The sequence below is a fragment of the Staphylococcus gallinarum genome, from assembly GCF_029774255.1.
GTDB lineage: Bacteria > Bacillota > Bacilli > Staphylococcales > Staphylococcaceae > Staphylococcus > Staphylococcus gallinarum.
The window spans coordinates 846,892-865,967 of the sequence record NZ_CP069082.1 but is presented as its reverse complement, the minus strand read 5'-3'; the positions used below and the strand labels follow the sequence as shown (position 1 = coordinate 865,967).

The following is a 19,076-nucleotide window of genomic DNA, read 5'->3' as shown; positions in this document are numbered from 1 at the left end:
CAACATTTAATATCGTCCTAAATTATGTCACTTTCTCTGATTTTCCGCAATCTTATCCTCATTTAAAAATAAAGAATAACGACGATTTTGTTTTATAATACTTACATTTCTATTAAAATAGTTCGATAATGTGTCACTGTTTAACACACTTTCTATGTCCCCTTGCATAAAGCGTTGACCATTCTTTAACAAGAAACCTTTTTGAATCCGTTCAGTTATTTCTTCAACGAAATGTGTGACATAAATCACTGCCAATTCTGGATGTTGTTCATAAAGTTCATCTAATGTTGATAACAAATCTTCTCTAGCTATAAAGTCTAATCCAGAAGCTGGCTCATCTAGAATTAACAATTGTGGTTCTCCCATCAATGCTCTTGCGATTAATACCTTTTGTCTTTCACCTGTAGAAAGATAACCATAATACTGCTGTTCAAATTCAGTCATGCCAAGTTGTTGTAAGCTGCGTTTAGCTCTTTCAATATGTTCACTTGTCACTGATTGATAGACGCCTATAGATTTGAAAATACCACTAATCACAACGTCTAATACTATTTCGCCATCCTGGAAACGATCCATAAGACTATTTGATACAAATCCAATATTTTCACGAACAGCATCTGCAGAATAGCCTTGTTTACCAGGTTTCATATTAAATAAACTAATCTCACCTGATGTGATAGGTTCGTAGGCATTTAAAATATTTAATAGCGTTGTTTTACCCGCGCCATTCAAGCCATAGAGCATCCATTTTTCACCTTTTTGAATTTGCCAAGTTACATCTTGAATTATTTCTTTACCTTGCTTTCTTCTTGAGATTCCATTTAAGTCTATTAGCACGTTGATTAACCCCTTTTTTTAAAGTACATTGCTATAACAAACAAATTAACTATTCATCTTACTTTAATCGCTCTGTAATTTGTTCTATTGATTTCCCTTTTGCAAGTTCATCAATCAATTTATCTAAGTATCGAATTTCTTTCATTACAGATTCTTCCATATCCTCGACTTTCACTCCACAAATACGCCCAGTTATGTTACGTCTATCAGGATTTAACTCCGGTGCTTTTAAAATAAAATTTTCATAATCTGTACCGTCCTCAATAAGGTTGTCTAGATCTTGTTGACTATAACCTGTCATCCATTTTATAAGTTGATCTGCTTCACCTTTTGTTCGGCCCTTTTTTTCAACTTTATTGATTAAATGAGGATACACAAAACCAAATTCCATTGTATAAACTTTAGGTTTAGACATCATCAAATTCCTTTCACTAATCAATTATTTATTTCAATACACTAAGCATAATAAATGCACAACTTTTTAACAACGAATTGATTTCAAAAGTTGAAATAAAAGCATATAAAAAAACTGTCGATAAAGTGTAGACTCTACCGACAGTTTCTATTTACTATCATTATTCAACTGTAACTGATTTTGCTAAGTTACGTGGTTTATCAACATCTAAATCTCTGTGTAGTGCTGCATAATAAGAAATTAATTGTAATGCAACTACTGATACAAGTGGTGTCAATAATTCATGTACATGTGGGATAACATAAGTATCGCCTTCTTTATCTAAACCGTCCATTGAAATGATACAAGGATGTGCACCACGTGCTACAACTTCCTTAACATTACCACGGATTGAAAGGTTTACATTGTCTTGTGTAGCTAATGCAATGACTGGTGTTCCCTCTTCGATCAATGCAATAGTACCATGTTTTAACTCTCCACCTGCAAAGCCTTCAGCTTGAATATACGAAATTTCTTTCAATTTCAATGCGCCTTCAAGACTTACATTATAATCAATTGTACGACCAATAAAGAATGCATTTCTAGTTGTCGCTAAGAAATCTTTTGAAATTTGTTCCATAATATCTGCGTCATCAACGATTGCTTCAATTGAAGTTGTAACTTTAGCAAGTTCACGTAATAAATCAATCTCCGCTTCTCGTCCATGTTCTTTAGCTACAATTTGTGACAAGATAGATAATACAGCAATTTGAGCTGTGTATGCTTTAGTTGATGCTACTGCAATTTCAGGACCAGCATGTAACAATAATGTGTGGTTAGCTTCACGTGATAGTGTTGAGCCAGCAACGTTAGTGATTGTTAATGATTTATGTCCTAATTTGTTAGTTTCAACAAGTACTGCTCTACTATCCGCAGTTTCACCTGATTGAGAGATATAGATAAATAATGGTTTTTCTGATAATAATGGCATGTTGTAAACAAACTCTGATGCTACATGCACTTCAGTAGGTACGCCTGCCCATTTTTCGATAAATTCTTTACCAACTAAACCAGCATGGTAACTTGTACCCGCAGCAATAATATAAATACGGTCTGCTTCTGCAACGTCTTTAATAATTTCTGCATCCATTTTCAAGTTTCCATCTTCATCTTGATATTCTTGAATAATACGACGCATAACTGCAGGTTGTTCGTGAATTTCCTTAAGCATATAGTGATCATATACACCCTTTTCAGCGTCAGATGCGTCAATTTGTGCTGTATATGCTTCTCTATCTTGGACATTACCTTGTTGATCTTTGATAACGACTTCATCTCGTTTAACAATTACAATTTCATGATCGTGAATCTCTTTATATTGATTTGTAACTTGTAACATAGCAATGGCATCAGATGCAATAACGTTAAAATCTTCACCTATTCCAACTAATAATGGAGATTTGTTTTTCGCAACAAAGATAGTCTCTTTATCTTCATTGTCAATTAAACCTAAAGCATATGAACCTTCTAATAATGAGATTACTTTAGAGAAAGCAGCTTCTGTTGTTAAGCCTTCATTTGAAAAATGTTCAACCAATTGCACAATCACTTCTGTATCAGTTTCAGATATAAATGATACATCTGCTAAATATTCGTTCTTTAATTCTTCATAGTTCTCGATTACACCATTATGAACCAATGTAAAACGGTTAGAACTTGAACGGTGTGGATGTGAATTTTCATAGTTAGGTACACCGTGTGTTGCCCAACGTGTATGTCCAATACCTACGTTTCCATCTGTGGATTCACTGTCAGCTACTTCTCTTAGGTCTGCTATTCTACCTTTTGATTTAAATACTGAAGTACCTTCGTCATTTGCAACAGCAACACCAGCTGAATCATAACCTCTATATTCTAATTTTTCTAATCCTTTTAATAATAATTCTTTAGCATTATCATGCCCGATATAACCTACGATTCCGCACATTTAATAATTCCTCCAATGATTAAGGCATTGGTATAAACGCTAAATATAAGTATGGTGCGTAATAAATAAATACAATTCTATAGACTAATTTTCATTAAATGGTTATAAATCACTCTAAAAAAGTACATACTTATCCCAATGACCTTTTTATAGTTTTTATTTAATTTGGCTAACTTATTAACTTTGTGCACTAGGTTACCCTAATGTTTTCCTTAATAAGTTCACGAATGAGCCACATCCGGGATAGCATCCGCCGATGGTTCGATAACTATCCTCCTCGTCTACAAGTTTCGATATCCTTATCTATTAAGATTTCTGATATAAATCTTAAATCTTCGATACAATACCTCATCACTTGCACAGGCGCTTTAAATTGATCAACTTACTTTCCTATCCTCCTTCCTTCAATACAACCTATTGTACAATGTTTAACTCATGCAATGCAAACATTAAATAAACTTTATAAATAGATTGGATTTAAATATCAAATTTTTATTATTTTAAATAAATAACCCGTAATAAATAATCATTTTCTTTGTACACATACATTTGTCACATGAGCTGTGACAAAGTTTAAATTACTTTCAGTTGTTTATATGACCTCCTCCCCCTACAATGAAGCTATACCAAATAGATAAAAAGGGGTGCAAAAATATGGCACAAGCTCAAACTGAGGAGAATAAAGGAATCGGTCGTAAGGTTCAAGCATTTGGATCATTTTTAAGTAGTATGATTATGCCGAATATCGGCGCCTTTATCGCATGGGGGTTTATTGCTGCAATATTCATTGATGGAGGCTGGTGGCCTAACAAAGATTTAAGCCAACTAGCAGGACCAATGATTACTTATTTAATTCCATTACTAATTGCTTATAGTGGTGGACGCTTGATTCACGAAATGCGTGGCGGCATTATCGCTGCTGTAGCAACGATGGGAGTAATCGTTGCACTACCAGATACGCCAATGTTATTAGGCGCAATGATAATGGGACCTTTAGTTGGTTGGTTAATGAAGAAGACAGACGAATTCATTCAGCCGAGAACACCACAAGGTTTCGAAATGTTATTTAACAACTTTTCTGCAGGTATTTTAGGCTTCATTATGACAATAATTGGCTTTAAAGTATTAGCACCAATTATGCAATTCATAATGCATATTCTTTCATTAGCTGTTGAAAGTTTAGTACATGCCCACTTATTACCTTTAGTAAGTATTATTGTCGAACCGGCTAAAATTGTATTTTTAAATAATGCAATAAATCATGGTGTGTTTACACCACTTGGTGCTGATCAAGCTGCATCAGCAGGTCAATCTATTCTATACACAATCGAATCAAATCCAGGGCCAGGTATAGGTATCCTAGTTGCTTATATGATTTTTGGTAAAGGAACTGCTAAAGCTACATCATACGGAGCTGGAATTATACATTTCTTAGGTGGTATTCATGAAATTTACTTCCCTTACGTATTGATGAGACCATTATTATTTATCGCAGTTATATTAGGCGGTATGACTGGTGTTGCAACATATTCTATGGTTGATTTCGGATTCAAGAGCCCTGCTTCACCAGGTTCATTTATTGTTTATATGTTAAATGCACCTAAAGGTGAATTCTTACAAATGGTACTTGGTGTATTATTAGCAGCACTTGTTTCATTTATCGTTGCTTCATTAATATTGAAATTCACTAAAGAACCAGAACAAGATTTAGAAGCTGCTACTGCTAAGATGGAAGCAAGTAAAGGTAAAAAATCAAGTGTAGCATCTAAATTATCAGGGAAAGAAGATAATAATACAACTGAAACTGCTACAACTTCTGCTACTGCAAGTGACAATGAGCGTGAAGAATCGGAAGAGGATTTACTAGATAATTATGATACCGAAAATGTTGATGCTCATGATTATAGCAAAGTAAACCATGTCATCTTTGCTTGTGATGCTGGTATGGGTTCAAGTGCTATGGGTGCAAGTATGTTAAGAAATAAATTTAAAAAAGCAGGCATTCAAAACGTTGACGTAACCAATACTGCAATAAATCAATTACCAGGCGATGCACAACTTGTAATTACACAAAAGAAACTTACAGATAGAGCAATCAAACAAGTTCCAAGTGCAATTCATATTTCTGTAGACAACTTCTTGAATTCACCAAGATATGATGAATTATTAGAAAATTTAAAAGAAGAAGAAAAATAAATACCTTAATTGTTAAAGGCATTCAATGGAGGATATAGCTATGTTTTTAAGTACTCGTGAAAAAGAAATTATCGAAATGTTAATTAAATATCACGGTCAATATGTCAAAATTTATGACATTGCTCAACATCTAGCTGTATCCTCTCGTACTATTCATCGGGAATTAAAATCTATAGAAATATTTCTCGACACATTCGATATTAAACTTGAGCGTGTTAATAAAAAAGGTATTCAATTAGTTGCAAATCAGGAATTAATGACTCGCCTTAAAAACACTATTTTAAAACAAGACACTATTGACTTATCTCAAGAAGAACAGAAAGTAATTATTTTATATGGGCTTATTCAGGCAAAGGAACCTATTAAACAATATAGTCTGGCCCACGAAATTGGTGTATCTACTCAAACATTAGCTAAACTGTTAGATGAATTAGAACATGAATTAACACAATACCAGTTACAGTTAATTAAAAAACGTGGAGAAGGTATTCGTTTAGAAGGTCCTGAATCTAAAAAAAGAGAGTTATTAAGCCAATTAATGGTTAATAACTTAAACAGTACAAGTGTCTATTCTGTAATTGAAAATCACTTTGTTTATCAATCACTCAATGCTTCACAACTTTCTATGGTTGATATGGACAAAATTTTCCAAGTTGAACGTATTCTTATGGACCACTTGGGGCAACTTCCCTACGCATTAACTGAATCAAGTTACTTAACACTTACTGTACACGTTGTCTTAAGTATTGATCGTATGTTAAATGGAGAATATGTTGGTTTAAGTGATGATATTTACAACAATGTTAAAGATACCTTTGAACATGAAGTTGCTCAAGCATTGGCATTACACCTTGAACATATATATGGTGTTCAGTTTACCCAAGCAGAAATTACATTTATCACGATACATTTACGTGGCGCTAAACGAAAGGCATCTACTGAAGACCTCAATGATGTCAAAGATGAAACGGTTATATCCAATTTTGTAGACAGAGTTGCACTAGCATCAAAAGTAACATTTAAAGATGCTACAACTTTGACAGAAGGTTTGAAATTGCATATTATACCTGCAATAAATCGCCTTAAAGCAAATATTGAAACATATAATCCGTTAACTGAAATGATTAAACAGAAATATCCTGTGCTATTTAAAGGGGTTAGCACAGCATTACAACAAACCTGGCCTGAATTACAATTTCCAGACAGTGAAATTGCATTTATTGTATTACATTTTGGTGGTGCGATATACAGCCAACAAACAAATACACTATCTATATTAGTCGTTTGCAGTAGTGGCATTGGTACGAGTCGTTTATTAGCGACGAGACTACAACAAACATTTAGTGAAATCACCCAAACAAAACAGGCATCCGTCGGTGATTTAAGACACTTAAATACCAGTGATTTTGATGCTATTATCTCAACTGTAGATTTAGATATTACTGTACCTTATATTACAGTTAATCCATTATTACCGGATGCTGACATTAATCACGTTGCTGCATTTTTAAAATCAAATGCCAACACTAAACCAATGACTACTGAGCCCAGTTTAGTCAATGAAATTACCGATTCTACTTCAACATTGTCCTTTATAAGAAAAGGTTTAGAACTCATAGATTCAGTTTATATTGATAATAGTAACATTAACAACTGGATAAGCTATTTAAGAGAGCAAACTTTAAAACATCAAATAATTAATGATTCATCAGCATTCGTTAAGTTATTACAACAACGTAATGAAGAACAAAGTTTTGCGTTAGATCCTTATCCAATTGCAATACCACATTTAAAGAGTGATTTAATTCAAAAGCCATTTATTTTAATTTCAATATTAGAAAAACCACTATTATTTAAAAAAGATAATCATACTGTAATAGAAATTCGCTATTTAATTAATATGTTTTTACCTGCGGATGACACAGTATTATCTGAAATTATTAGTGATTTATCTAGTAAGTTAGTCGAACATTTAGACAGTTTAGACGAATTTATGCAAGAACCTGAACAAATAACTGAAATTATAAAGCAAAGCTACCTTTCAAAAATAAAAAATTTACTTAACTAGGAGAGATTAACTATGACAGAATTATTTAGTAATGAAAATATCTTTATTAACGCAACAGTAAGCAACCAAAATGAAGCAATTGAAAAAGCAGGACAAGCGTTAGTATCAAGCGGTGCTGTAACTGATGCATATATCCAAGCTATGAAAGACCGTGAACAAGTTGTTTCAACATTTATGGGTAATGGTTTAGCGATACCACATGGTACTGACGAAGCAAAGGCAAGCGTTTTACAATCAGGACTAACGCTATTACAAATTCCTGAAGGTATTGATTGGGACGGAGAAGAAGTTAAAGTAGTTGTAGGTATCGCTGGAAAAGACGGTGAGCATTTAGACTTACTTTCTAAAATTGCAATTACATTTAGTGAAGAAGAAAATGTAGAACGTATCGTGAACGCTAAGTCAGCTGAAGAAATTAAACAAGTATTCGAGGAGGCTGACGCATAATGAAAGCATTACACTTTGGCGCTGGCAATATAGGCAGAGGATTTATCGGATATATTTTAGCGGATAATAATATCAAAGTCACTTTCGCAGATGTAAATACAGAAATTATAGACGCCTTAGATAAAGCACATGCTTATGATGTTATCTTAGCAGATGAAGCACGAACAACAACACGCGTACACAAAGTGGATGCAATTAATTCAGCATCCCCTAGTGATAAATTAAAACAAGCTGTATTAGAAGCAGATATTATTACTACAGCAGTTGGTGTAAATATTTTACCAATTATCGCTAAATCATTTGCTTCATTTTTAAAGGAAAAGGAAACACCAGTAAATATTGTTGCATGTGAAAATGCAATTATGGCAACAGACACTTTAAAGGAAGCAATCCTTGATATCACTGGCCCATTAGGTGACCACATTCATTTCTCAAATTCAGCCGTTGATCGAATCGTACCACTACAAAGCAATGACAACATTTTAGATGTTATGGTTGAACCATTTTACGAATGGGTTGTAGAAAAGGATACTTGGTTTGGTCCAGAATTAGAACACATCAAATATGTTGATAAACTAACACCATATATTGAAAGAAAATTATTGACTGTTAATACGGGTCATGCCTTCTTAGCTTATGCTGGTAAATATCACAACAAACCTACAGTTTTAGATGCAGTTAAAGACCAAGGTATCAAACATGATTTATATGGAACACTTGAAGAAACAAGCCAATATATCACACATCAATTTGATTTCACACCTGAAGCTCAGGCACAGTATGTTGAAAAAATTATTAAACGATTTGAAAACCCACACCTATCAGATGAAGTAACACGTGTAGGTCGCGGTACTTTAAGAAAAATAGGACCACAAGATCGTATAATTAAACCGTTAAACTATTTATATAAAAATCAATTAAAGCATGATCATTTAGTAAAAACTGCTGCGCTCTTATTGAAATATGATGATAGTAACGATAAAGAAACCGTAGAAAAAAATAACTATATTAAATCATATGGTGTTGAAGCATTTTTAAAAGAGTATGCTAAAACAGACGCTCAATTAACTGAAGAAATTGTTAAAGCATACGAATTACTTTAATAAGCAGCGTACTTATACCATCTCTTAACCAAAAAAGTACTACTAACCTGAGTAATCTATACTCATCGTTAATAGTACTTTTTTATAATTTAAAGTTTATTAATTTAATCTAAACCCATTTTCTCTTGTACAACGTCTGCAATTGTTTGTGCATAGCGTTGTGCATCTTCATTAGTGGCCGCTTCAACCATTACACGTACTAATGGCTCTGTACCAGAAGGTCTAACTAAAATTCGGCCATCGCCATTCATTTCTACTTCTACCTTAGTCATTGCTTCTTGTACATCAACATTCTCTTCAACACGATATTTATCTGTTACACGTACGTTAACTAAAGATTGTGGGTACTTTTTCATTTGCTTAGCTAATTGACTTAAGCTCTTACCAGTTAGTTTAATGACACTTGCTAATTGGACACCAGTTAACAAGCCATCACCCGTCGTATTATAATCCATCATGACGATATGTCCTGATTGTTCTCCGCCTAAATTATAATTGCCTCTTCGCATTTCTTCTACTACATAACGGTCTCCAACTTTAGTTTTATTTGATTGGATACCTTCGTTCTCTAATGCCTTGTAAAAACCTAGATTACTCATAACAGTTGAGACAATCATATTATCATTTAGTTCTTGATTTTTCGCCATTTCTTGACCGATAATAAACATGATTTGATCGCCATCAACGATTTCGCCATTTTCATCAACAGCAATTAATCTGTCACCATCTCCATCAAAAGCTAATCCAAAGTCACACTCATCTTCTACTACTTTCTTAGCCAAGACTTCAGGATGTGTAGAACCTACACCGTCATTAATATTATAACCGTTAGGGTTACAACCTACTGTTACAGTATCTGCTTCTAAATCTCCAAATAAATATGGCGCTAAAGAAGATGTCGAACCATTCGCACCATCAAGCGCAATCTTCATTCCATCAAAGTCTACATCTACTGTTGATTTGATATAGCTAATATACTTTTGTGCACCTTCAAAGTAATCTGAATAGTGAACAATATCTTCACCAACTGGGCGAGGTAAATCCGGATTTTCTTGATCTAATAATGCTTCAATTTCTTGTTCTTGATCATCAGATAATTTAAAACCGTCTGAACCGAAGAATTTAATACCATTATCTGCTACAGGATTATGAGAAGCTGATATCATAACACCTAATGCTGCTTCCATTTCACGTGTTAAATAAGCTACTCCAGGTGTTGAGATAACTCCTAAACGCATTACCTCTGCACCAATTGAAATCAAACCAGCAATAAGCGCTGACTCTAACATTTCACCTGAAACTCGAGTATCTCTACCAACTAGTACTTTAGGGTGTTTCTCTCCTTTGTTATGTGCTAATACATAGCCACCATAACGCCCTAATTTAAACGCAAGTTCTGGAGTTAATTCTTTATTTGCAACGCCCCTTACGCCGTCTGTACCAAAATATTTTGCCATCATTATATCTCCTTTATATTAGAAATCTATTTTACAGTAATATCAGCAGTTGTTTCTTGCGAACTAGCTTTAGTCACACTGTCCGGTATTTTTAATTTAATATTTTTCTTTGTAGACTCAGTAATATTATCTAAATTAATTTCTGCCTTTACAGAATTGATATCATCTAAGTCCTCTCTATTACCATATATTTCTATTTCTTTATCTTCTAAATCGATGTCATCTAACTTTAGATTATCTGGTAACTCACCAGTTGTTTGCGGTCTTACTTTAACCTTCTTGCTATAATCAGTTACCTTTACCGTTAGATTTACCTCTTTCGGTTCAATCGATACCTTTACTTTATTTAAATTTCTATCAAATGCAGTTATTGTCGCTGCATCTGTTAAATTTTTTGAAATTTTACTTTTGTTTTTATATGTTGCTTTTAAATATGCTATCTTATCGATCTGTTCTTGACCACCTGTAACCTTGACAGTATCAGGAGATACCTTTTGCGAGCTCACCTTATAATCTGAATCTAAATCACTATTACTCACATCTGGCTCAACCTTTAGGTTCTTGCTTACCTTTTTCTCAAGACTTACAGTTGCTTCCTTAGGTTTAACAGTATAATCGATATCCTCGCTTAAACCATTCACTTTAAATTGTGCAGTATGCTTCCCTGCCTTTTCACCAGTGAAATCTAGGACTGCACGAACATTCTCAGCATTCTCAGCCTTGAGCACTTGTGATTGAGGTCCTGAAATTTCAACATCAACCTTGTCAGGTACATCACTTGCATACAATGATTTATTATCATACTTAACCTGTACAGGTACCTCTTGTAGCGTATCATTTGATTTTTGTCCAAAATGATCCGCATCAAAAATATTACCGAACATGTTATTCGCAGATAAGAAAAAAACAACCGCTAAAACTAATGCAATTAATCTAAGCCCCCATTTACTTTCTAACATCTACTTCACACCTTTCTGTTGAAAGTGTGTGCCAAACCAATGTTCAGCCAATAGTTCTTCGAATGCTTCAGTCGAAATATCTTTACGCAATTTACCGTCGAAAGTAACAGATATCGAACCTGTTTCTTCAGATACAACAACAGTAAAAGCATCTGAAACCTCAGATATTCCTACAGCTGCTCTATGTCTGGTTCCTAAACTTTTCGCTATCTTTGCGCTATCAGAAAGTGGTAAATAACTTGCTGCACTTGCTATTTTATTTGCTTGTATAATCATAGCTCCATCATGTAATGGCGTATTAGGAATAAACACATTTGTGAGTAATTCCTGTGATATCTCAGAATTCATAGCAATACCTGTTTCAATATAATCTTGTAAACCTGTTTCCTTTTCAAAAACAATTAACGCCCCAATACGACGTTTAGCCATATATTGGACAGCTTTAGATACAGAGGAAATTAATTTACCTTCATCATTATTCAAGTTTGAAGAATAACGTTTGAACAAGCTTCCGCGTCCTAATTGTTCTAATGCACGTCTAATCTCTGGTTGGAATATAACAATTAGCGCTAAAACACCCCATTGAATTACTAAGTCAAACAAACGAGATGTCGCTGTTAAATTCAACATCTTACTCAACTGTTGGCCAATTACAATGACCACAATACCTTTCAATAATTGAATGGCTTTAGTACCTTTAAAAACTGTAATGAGAAGATAAAGTACATACCAAACGATGAGTAAGTCGAGTACGCCGGCTATAATTTTTACTGTACTCCAGTTATCAAAAAAATTGGAAAAATCCATAACATCTCCTCCGGTATTCTGTTCCCATGGTATTATTATACCAATCTATAGCTAACCTGTCATATGAAGTATATATTTTTTACAATTAAAAAAGCTGATATAGCTTTACACTTTATCAGCTTAAAATATATTTATAATAACGTTTCACCAAAGAAGCTACCAAGTAAACTCACTGCTTGTTCAGCTGTATGATTATTCTGATCTATCAGTGGATTAACTTCTACAACATCCATTGATGTAATTAATTTGGAATTATGTAATAATTCTAATGCAAAATGACTCTCTCTATAAGTTAAACCACCTAATACTCTTGTTCCAGTACCCGGTGTTTCAATTGGATCTAGGCCATCAACATCTAAAGATAAATGAATACCATCCGTTTTATCTTTTAAATAAGCAATAGATTCGTCAATTACTTGCTTAATACCAATACGATCAATATCAGCCATTGTATAGGTTTGGATATTGTTGTCTTTAATATATTGTCTTTCACCAATATCTAAATCCCTCATACCAATTAGCACAATATTTTCTGGTTTAACTTTAGGTTTATTTCCTCCAACTTCAACTAACGACTTATCACCATCACCCGCTAAAATACGTAACGGCATACCGTGTACATTACCAGACGGTGATTCATCAGGTACATTCAAATCACCATGTGCATCATACCAAATAACACCTAGATTATCATAATGCTGACTTACACCAGAAATTGAGCCAATTGCAATTGAATGGTCTCCTCCCAATATAAGTGGGAAATGGTTTTCACTAATACTATTAGAAACAGCATTACATAAATTTTGTGAAACAATTTCAATTTCTTCTAAATTACGCAATCCATTCTGTTCAGAATTGAATTTTTCCAAATTCAAAGCTGGAACAGTTATATTACCTCTGTCATTTACCGTTAGACCTATCGCTTTTATTCTTTCAACTAAACCAGCATAACGTATTGCATCAGGTCCAAAATCGACACCTAACTTTCTTTGTCCAAATGTAGATGGTGCTCCAATAATATCTATAACTTGATTTGTCATTAATAAAAACCCCTTTGTCATCGTGTGATACTAGAATAAGGTAAAGAGAATTAACTTTCAAGTCAATATAATAAAGGTTTTTTTATATAAATTAAGCATTTTACATATACAATCAAAAAAATGGTTTATCATACATTTTATAGTAATAAAACAGCCACTTTAAGGATTAAAAATCATAATTATAAATATTAGTTTTTTAAAAATAAATTTATTAGAACAAATAAAAAAGCACTTCTCCGAAGAGAAATGCTTATCTAAGTGAGCCATAGAGGATTCGAACCTCTGACCCTCTGATTAAAAGTCAGATGCTCTACCAACTGAGCTAATGGCTCTAATGGCTGGGCTAGCTGGATTCGAACCAGCGCGTGACGGAGTCAAAGTCCGTTGCCTTACCGCTTGGCTATAGCCCATTAATGGTGGAGGGGGGCAGATTCGAACTGCCGAACCCGAAGGAGCGGATTTACAGTCCGCCGCGTTTAGCCACTTCGCTACCCCTCCGCATATTCAATTAAATGGTGGAGGATGACGGGTTCGAACCGCCGACCCTCTGCTTGTAAGGCAGATGCTCTCCCAGCTGAGCTAATCCTCCGTATGTAATGACCCCGACGGGACTCGAACCCGTGTTACCGCCGTGAAAGGGCGGTGTCTTAACCGCTTGACCACGGGGCCATATGGCTCCACAGGTAGGACTCGAACCTACGACCGATCGGTTAACAGCCGATAGCTCTACCACTGAGCTACTGTGGAATAATATAACTGCCTGGCAACGTCCTACTCTTGCGGAACGTAAGTCCGACTACCATCGGCGCTAAGGAGCTTAACTTCTGTGTTCGGCATGGGAACAGGTGTGACCTCCTTGCCATTGTCACCAGACAATGAAATGTATTAAATTATACATTCAAAACTAGATAGTAAGTAAAATATAATTACCAATCAAAACGGTTTATAAAATTGATTAAGTCTTCGATCGATTAGTATTCGTCAGCTCCACGTATCGCTACGCTTCCACCTCGAACCTATTAACCTCATCATCTTTGAGGGATCTTATAACCGAAGTTGGGAAATCTCATCTTGAGGGGGGCTTCATGCTTAGATGCTTTCAGCACTTATCCCGTCCATACATAGCTACCCAGCGATGCCGTTGGCACGACAACTGGTACACCAGAGGTATGTCCATCCCGGTCCTCTCGTACTAAGGACAGCTCCTCTCAAATTTCCTACGCCCACGACGGATAGGGACCGAACTGTCTCACGACGTTCTGAACCCAGCTCGCGTACCGCTTTAATGGGCGAACAGCCCAACCCTTGGGACCGACTACAGCCCCAGGATGCGATGAGCCGACATCGAGGTGCCAAACCTCCCCGTCGATGTGAACTCTTGGGGGAGATAAGCCTGTTATCCCCGGGGTAGCTTTTATCCGTTGAGCGATGGCCCTTCCATGCGGAACCACCGGATCACTAAGTCCGTCTTTCGACCCTGCTCGACTTGTAGGTCTCGCAGTCAAGCTTCCTTATGCCTTTACACTCTATGAATGATTTCCAACCATTCTGAGGAAACCTTTGAGCGCCTCCGTTACTCTTTAGGAGGCGACCGCCCCAGTCAAACTGCCCATCTGACACTGTCTCCCACCATGATAAATGGTGCGGGTTAGAAATCCAACACAGCGAGGGTAGTATCCCACCAACGCCTCCACGTAAGCTAGCGCTCACGTATCAACGGCTCCTACCTATCCTGTACAAGCTGTGACGAATTTCAATATCAGACTACAGTAAAGCTCCACGGGGTCTTTCCGTCCTGTCGCGGGTAACCTGCATCTTCACAGGTACTATGATTTCACCGAGTCTCTCGTTGAGACAGTGCCCAAATCGTTACGCCTTTCGTGCGGGTCGGAACTTACCCGACAAGGAATTTCGCTACCTTAGGACCGTTATAGTTACGGCCGCCGTTTACTGGGGCTTCGATTCGTAGCTTCGCAGAAGCTAACCACTCCTCTTAACCTTCCAGCACCGGGCAGGCGTCAGCCCCTATACATCACCTTACGGTTTAGCAGAGACCTGTGTTTTTGATAAACAGTCGCTTGGGCCTATTCACTGCGGCTCTCCTGGGCGTTAACCCTAAAGAGCACCCCTTCTCCCGAAGTTACGGGGTCATTTTGCCGAGTTCCTTAACGAGAGTTCGCTCGCTCACCTTAGAATTCTCATCTTGACTACCTGTGTCGGTTTGCGGTACGGGCACCACACTTCTAGCTAGAGGCTTTTCTTGGCAGTGTGAAATCAACGACTCGAGGAAACAATTTCCTCTCCCCATCACAACTTGACCTTAAGAGTACCGGATTTGCCTAATACTCAGTCTCATTGCTTGGACGTGCACTCCAACAGCACGCTTCGCCTATCCTACTGCGTCCCCCCATCGCTTAAAACGAATTATGGTGGTACAGGAATATCAACCTGTTATCCATCGCCTACGCCTGTCGGCCTCAGCTTAGGACCCGACTAACCCAGAGCGGACGAGCCTTCCTCTGGAAACCTTAGTCAATCGGTGGACGGGATTCTCACCCGTCTTTCGCTACTCACACCGGCATTCTCACTTCTAAGCGCTCCACATGTCCTTGCGATCATGCTTCAACGCCCTTAGAACGCTCTCCTACCATTGTCCTACGGACAATCCACAGCTTCGGTAATATGTTTAGCCCCGGTACATTTTCGGCGCAGTGTCACTCGACTAGTGAGCTATTACGCACTCTTTAAATGATGGCTGCTTCTAAGCCAACATCCTAGTTGTCTGGGCAACGCCACATCCTTTTCCACTTAACATATATTTTGGGACCTTAGCTGGTGGTCTGGGCTGTTTCCCTTTCGAACACGGACCTTATCACCCGCGTTCTGACTCCCAAGTTAAATTGATTGGCATTCGGAGTTTGTCTGAATTCGGTAACCCGAGAAGGGCCCCTCGTCCAAACAGTGCTCTACCTCCAATAATCATCACTTGAGGCTAGCCCTAAAGCTATTTCGGAGAGAACCAGCTATCTCCAGGTTCGATTGGAATTTCTCCGCTACCCACAACTCATCCGCTCACTTTTCAACGTAAGTCGGTTCGGCCCTCCATTCAGTGTTACCTGAACTTCAGCCTGGTCATGGGTAGATCACCTGGTTTCGGGTCTACGACCAAATACTCAACGCCCTATTCAGACTCGCTTTCGCTACGGCTCCACATTCACTGCTTAACCTTGCATCAAATCGTAACTCGCCGGTTCATTCTACAAAAGGCACGCCATCACCCATTAACGGGCTCTGACTACTTGTAAGCACACGGTTTCAAGTTCTATTTCACTCCCCTTCCGGGGTACTTTTCACCTTTCCCTCACGGTACTGGTTCACTATCGGTCACTAGAGAGTATTTAGCCTTAGGAGATGGTCCTCCCAGATTCCGACGGAATTTCACGTGCTCCGTCGTACTCAGGATCCACTCAAGAGAGAATAAACTTTCGACTACAGGATTATTACCTTCTATGATTCATCTTTCCAAATGATTCGTCTAATTTATTCCTTTGTAACTCCGTATAGAGTGTCCTACAACCCCAACAAGCAAGCTCGTTGGTTTGGGCTGTTCCCGTTTCGCTCGCCGCTACTCAGGGAATCGATTTTTCTTTCTCTTCCTGCGGGTACTAAGATGTTTCAGTTCTCCGCGTCTGCCTTCAGATATGCTATGTATTCACATATCGATAACACGACATAACTCGTGCTGGGTTTCCCCATTCGGAAATCTCTGGATCAAAGCTTACTTACAGCTCCCCAAAGCATATCGTCGTTAGTAACGTCCTTCATCGGCTTCTAGTGCCAAGGCATCCACCGTGCGCCCTTAATAACTTAATCTTTTTGTTTTCCAATACAACGTCGTTGTTTGAAAACCCAAAATGTTATTAATCTGTGAGTGTTCTTTCGAACACTAGCGATTATTTCTTTTTGAATTCAAGCTTTTTTAAAACTCTAATTCACTCGGTTTTGCTTGGTAAAATCTATATATTTTACTTACTTATCTAGTTTTCAATGTACAATCTTTGAATCCTCTAAATGAGCATTCAAAACTGAATACAATATGTCAATGTTATTCCTCTTATCATCTTCTAAAGAAGATGTTCCGAATATATCCTTAGAAAGGAGGTGATCCAGCCGCACCTTCCGATACGGCTACCTTGTTACGACTTCACCCCAATCATTTGTCCCACCTTCGACGGCTAGCTCCATAAATGGTTACTCCACCGGCTTCGGGTGTTACAAACTCTCGTGGTGTGACGGGCGGTGTGTACAAGACCCGGGAACGTATTCACCGTAGCATGCTGATCTACGATTACTAGCGATTCCAGCTTCATGTAGTCGAGTTGCAGACTACAATCCGAACTGAGAACAACTTTATGGGATTTGCATGACCTCGCGGTTTAGCTGCCCTTTGTATTGTCCATTGTAGCACGTGTGTAGCCCAAATCATAAGGGGCATGATGATTTGACGTCATCCCCACCTTCCTCCGGTTTGTCACCGGCAGTCAACCTAGAGTGCCCAACTTAATGATGGCAACTAAGCTTAAGGGTTGCGCTCGTTGCGGGACTTAACCCAACATCTCACGACACGAGCTGACGACAACCATGCACCACCTGTCACTTTGTCCCCCGAAGGGGAAAGCTCTATCTCTAGAGTGGTCAAAGGATGTCAAGATTTGGTAAGGTTCTTCGCGTTGCTTCGAATTAAACCACATGCTCCACCGCTTGTGCGGGTCCCCGTCAATTCCTTTGAGTTTCAACCTTGCGGTCGTACTCCCCAGGCGGAGTGCTTAATGCGTTAGCTGCAGCACTAAGGGGCGGAAACCCCCTAACACTTAGCACTCATCGTTTACGGCGTGGACTACCAGGGTATCTAATCCTGTTTGATCCCCACGCTTTCGCACATCAGCGTCAGTTACAGACCAGAAAGTCGCCTTCGCCACTGGTGTTCCTCCATATCTCTGCGCATTTCACCGCTACACATGGAATTCCACTTTCCTCTTCTGCACTCAAGTTTCCCAGTTTCCAATGACCCTCCACGGTTGAGCCGTGGGCTTTCACATCAGACTTAAGAAACCGCCTACGCGCGCTTTACGCCCAATAATTCCGGATAACGCTTGCCACCTACGTATTACCGCGGCTGCTGGCACGTAGTTAGCCGTGGCTTTCTGATTAGGTACCGTCAAGATGTGCACAGTTACTTACACATATGTTCTTCCCTAATAACAGAGTTTTACGAGCCGAAACCCTTCATCACTCACGCGGCGTTGCTCCGTCAGGCTTTCGCCCATTGCGGAAGATTCCCTACTGCTGCCTCCCGTAGGAGTCTGGACCGTGTCTCAGTTCCAGTGTGGCCGATCACCCTCTCAGGTCGGCTACGTATCGTCGCCTTGGTAAGCCATTACCTTACCAACTAGCTAATACGGCGCGGGTCCATCTATAAGTGATAGCAAAACCATCTTTCACTATAGAACCATGCGGTTCTATATGTTATCCGGCATTAGCCCCGGTTTCCCGGAGTTATTCCAGTCTTATAGGTAGGTTACCCACGTGTTACTCACCCGTCCGCCGCTAACGTCAAAGGAGCAAGCTCCTTATCTGTTCGCTCGACTTGCATGTATTAGGCACGCCGCCAGCGTTCATCCTGAGCCAGGATCAAACTCTCCATAAAAATTATGATGTTTGATTAGCTCATAAAATACTAATTTGTGTTATCATTAACACGTTTTTTTGAACCAACGATTA

General features: G+C 38.0%; 11 protein-coding genes, 6 tRNA genes and 3 rRNA genes. 4 read left to right on the top strand and 16 right to left on the bottom strand.

Translation table 11 applies throughout. From position 1 onward, the window contains the following. Window positions 1-27: 27 nt before the first annotated feature. The 3 genes from JN168_RS03840 to glmS form a co-directional block, all read right to left on the bottom strand. Complete coding sequence (locus JN168_RS03840) at window positions 28-837, bottom strand: ABC transporter ATP-binding protein (RefSeq protein ID WP_279526185.1); 810 nt, start codon at window positions 835-837, stop codon at window positions 28-30. A gap of 58 nt (window positions 838-895) precedes the next feature. Beyond that, complete coding sequence (locus tag JN168_RS03835; protein ID WP_107512925.1) at window positions 896-1,252, bottom strand: DUF2200 domain-containing protein; 357 nt, start codon at window positions 1,250-1,252, stop codon at window positions 896-898. Window positions 1,253-1,412: 160 nt separating this feature from the next. Then, window positions 1,413-3,218 (bottom strand): glutamine--fructose-6-phosphate transaminase (isomerizing), encoded by a 1,806-nt coding sequence (gene glmS, locus JN168_RS03830; RefSeq protein WP_042739458.1) that lies wholly within the window; start codon window positions 3,216-3,218, stop codon window positions 1,413-1,415. 654 nt (window positions 3,219-3,872) lie between these two features. Here glmS and JN168_RS03825 point away from each other — a divergent pair. Genes JN168_RS03825 through JN168_RS03810 form a run of 4 tightly spaced genes read left to right on the top strand, consistent with a single transcriptional unit; the run spans window position 3,873 to window position 9,032 of the window. Then, window positions 3,873-5,414 carry a PTS mannitol transporter subunit IIBC gene (locus JN168_RS03825; RefSeq protein WP_229366905.1) on the top strand — a complete coding sequence of 514 codons (1,542 nt, stop codon included), beginning with the start codon at window positions 3,873-3,875 and terminating at the stop codon, window positions 5,412-5,414. Window positions 5,415-5,454: 40 nt separating this feature from the next. Beyond that, on the top strand, window positions 5,455-7,482 hold the full coding sequence (locus tag JN168_RS03820) for a BglG family transcription antiterminator (protein ID WP_042739456.1): 2,028 nt from the start codon (window positions 5,455-5,457) through the stop codon (window positions 7,480-7,482). 12 nt (window positions 7,483-7,494) lie between these two features. After that, window positions 7,495-7,929 (top strand): PTS mannitol transporter subunit IIA, encoded by a 435-nt coding sequence (locus tag JN168_RS03815; RefSeq protein ID WP_042739455.1) that lies wholly within the window; start codon window positions 7,495-7,497, stop codon window positions 7,927-7,929. After that, entirely contained in the window at window positions 7,929-9,032 is a 1,104-nt protein-coding gene (locus JN168_RS03810) for a mannitol-1-phosphate 5-dehydrogenase (RefSeq protein WP_279526184.1), read from the top strand. The genes JN168_RS03815 and JN168_RS03810 overlap by 1 nt, the downstream gene beginning before the upstream one ends. A gap of 104 nt (window positions 9,033-9,136) precedes the next feature. On the opposite strand, the gene glmM is transcribed toward JN168_RS03810, so the two are convergent. The 13 genes from glmM to JN168_RS03745 all read right to left on the bottom strand — a co-directional run bounded on the left by glmM (window position 9,137) and on the right by JN168_RS03745 (window position 19,002). Continuing rightward, on the bottom strand, window positions 9,137-10,489 hold the full coding sequence (glmM, locus tag JN168_RS03805) for a phosphoglucosamine mutase (protein ID WP_279526183.1): 1,353 nt from the start codon (window positions 10,487-10,489) through the stop codon (window positions 9,137-9,139). Between the two features lie 26 nt (window positions 10,490-10,515). After that, the gene (locus JN168_RS03800; protein ID WP_042739452.1) at window positions 10,516-11,448 is read right to left on the bottom strand and encodes a CdaR family protein; all 933 of its coding nucleotides are present in this window, start codon (window positions 11,446-11,448) and stop codon (window positions 10,516-10,518) included. Next, a complete protein-coding gene (cdaA, locus tag JN168_RS03795; protein ID WP_042739451.1) occupies window positions 11,449-12,255 on the bottom strand; it encodes a diadenylate cyclase CdaA in 807 nt (268 codons plus the stop codon). A 131-nt stretch (window positions 12,256-12,386) separates the two neighbouring features. Further along, complete coding sequence (rocF, locus tag JN168_RS03790) at window positions 12,387-13,295, bottom strand: arginase (protein WP_229366908.1); 909 nt, start codon at window positions 13,293-13,295, stop codon at window positions 12,387-12,389. 259 nt (window positions 13,296-13,554) lie between these two features. Then, window positions 13,555-13,627 (bottom strand) — tRNA-Lys (locus tag JN168_RS03785). Between the two features lie 3 nt (window positions 13,628-13,630). Beyond that, a tRNA-Gln gene (locus tag JN168_RS03780) sits at window positions 13,631-13,705 on the bottom strand. A gap of 4 nt (window positions 13,706-13,709) precedes the next feature. Beyond that, window positions 13,710-13,793: transfer RNA gene (locus tag JN168_RS03775), tRNA-Tyr, on the bottom strand. A gap of 15 nt (window positions 13,794-13,808) precedes the next feature. Further along, window positions 13,809-13,884 (bottom strand) — tRNA-Val (locus tag JN168_RS03770). A gap of 8 nt (window positions 13,885-13,892) precedes the next feature. Further along, a tRNA-Glu gene (locus tag JN168_RS03765) sits at window positions 13,893-13,964 on the bottom strand. 3 nt (window positions 13,965-13,967) lie between these two features. After that, window positions 13,968-14,042: transfer RNA gene (locus JN168_RS03760), tRNA-Asn, on the bottom strand. Between the two features lie 11 nt (window positions 14,043-14,053). Then, window positions 14,054-14,168, bottom strand: a 5S ribosomal RNA gene (gene rrf, locus JN168_RS03755). A 78-nt stretch (window positions 14,169-14,246) separates the two neighbouring features. Continuing rightward, window positions 14,247-17,168: ribosomal RNA gene (locus JN168_RS03750) — 23S ribosomal RNA — on the bottom strand. A 281-nt stretch (window positions 17,169-17,449) separates the two neighbouring features. Beyond that, window positions 17,450-19,002, bottom strand: a 16S ribosomal RNA gene (locus tag JN168_RS03745). Together the 16S, 23S and 5S rRNA genes with 6 tRNA genes alongside form the textbook arrangement of a ribosomal RNA operon. Window positions 19,003-19,076 lie beyond the last annotated feature (74 nt).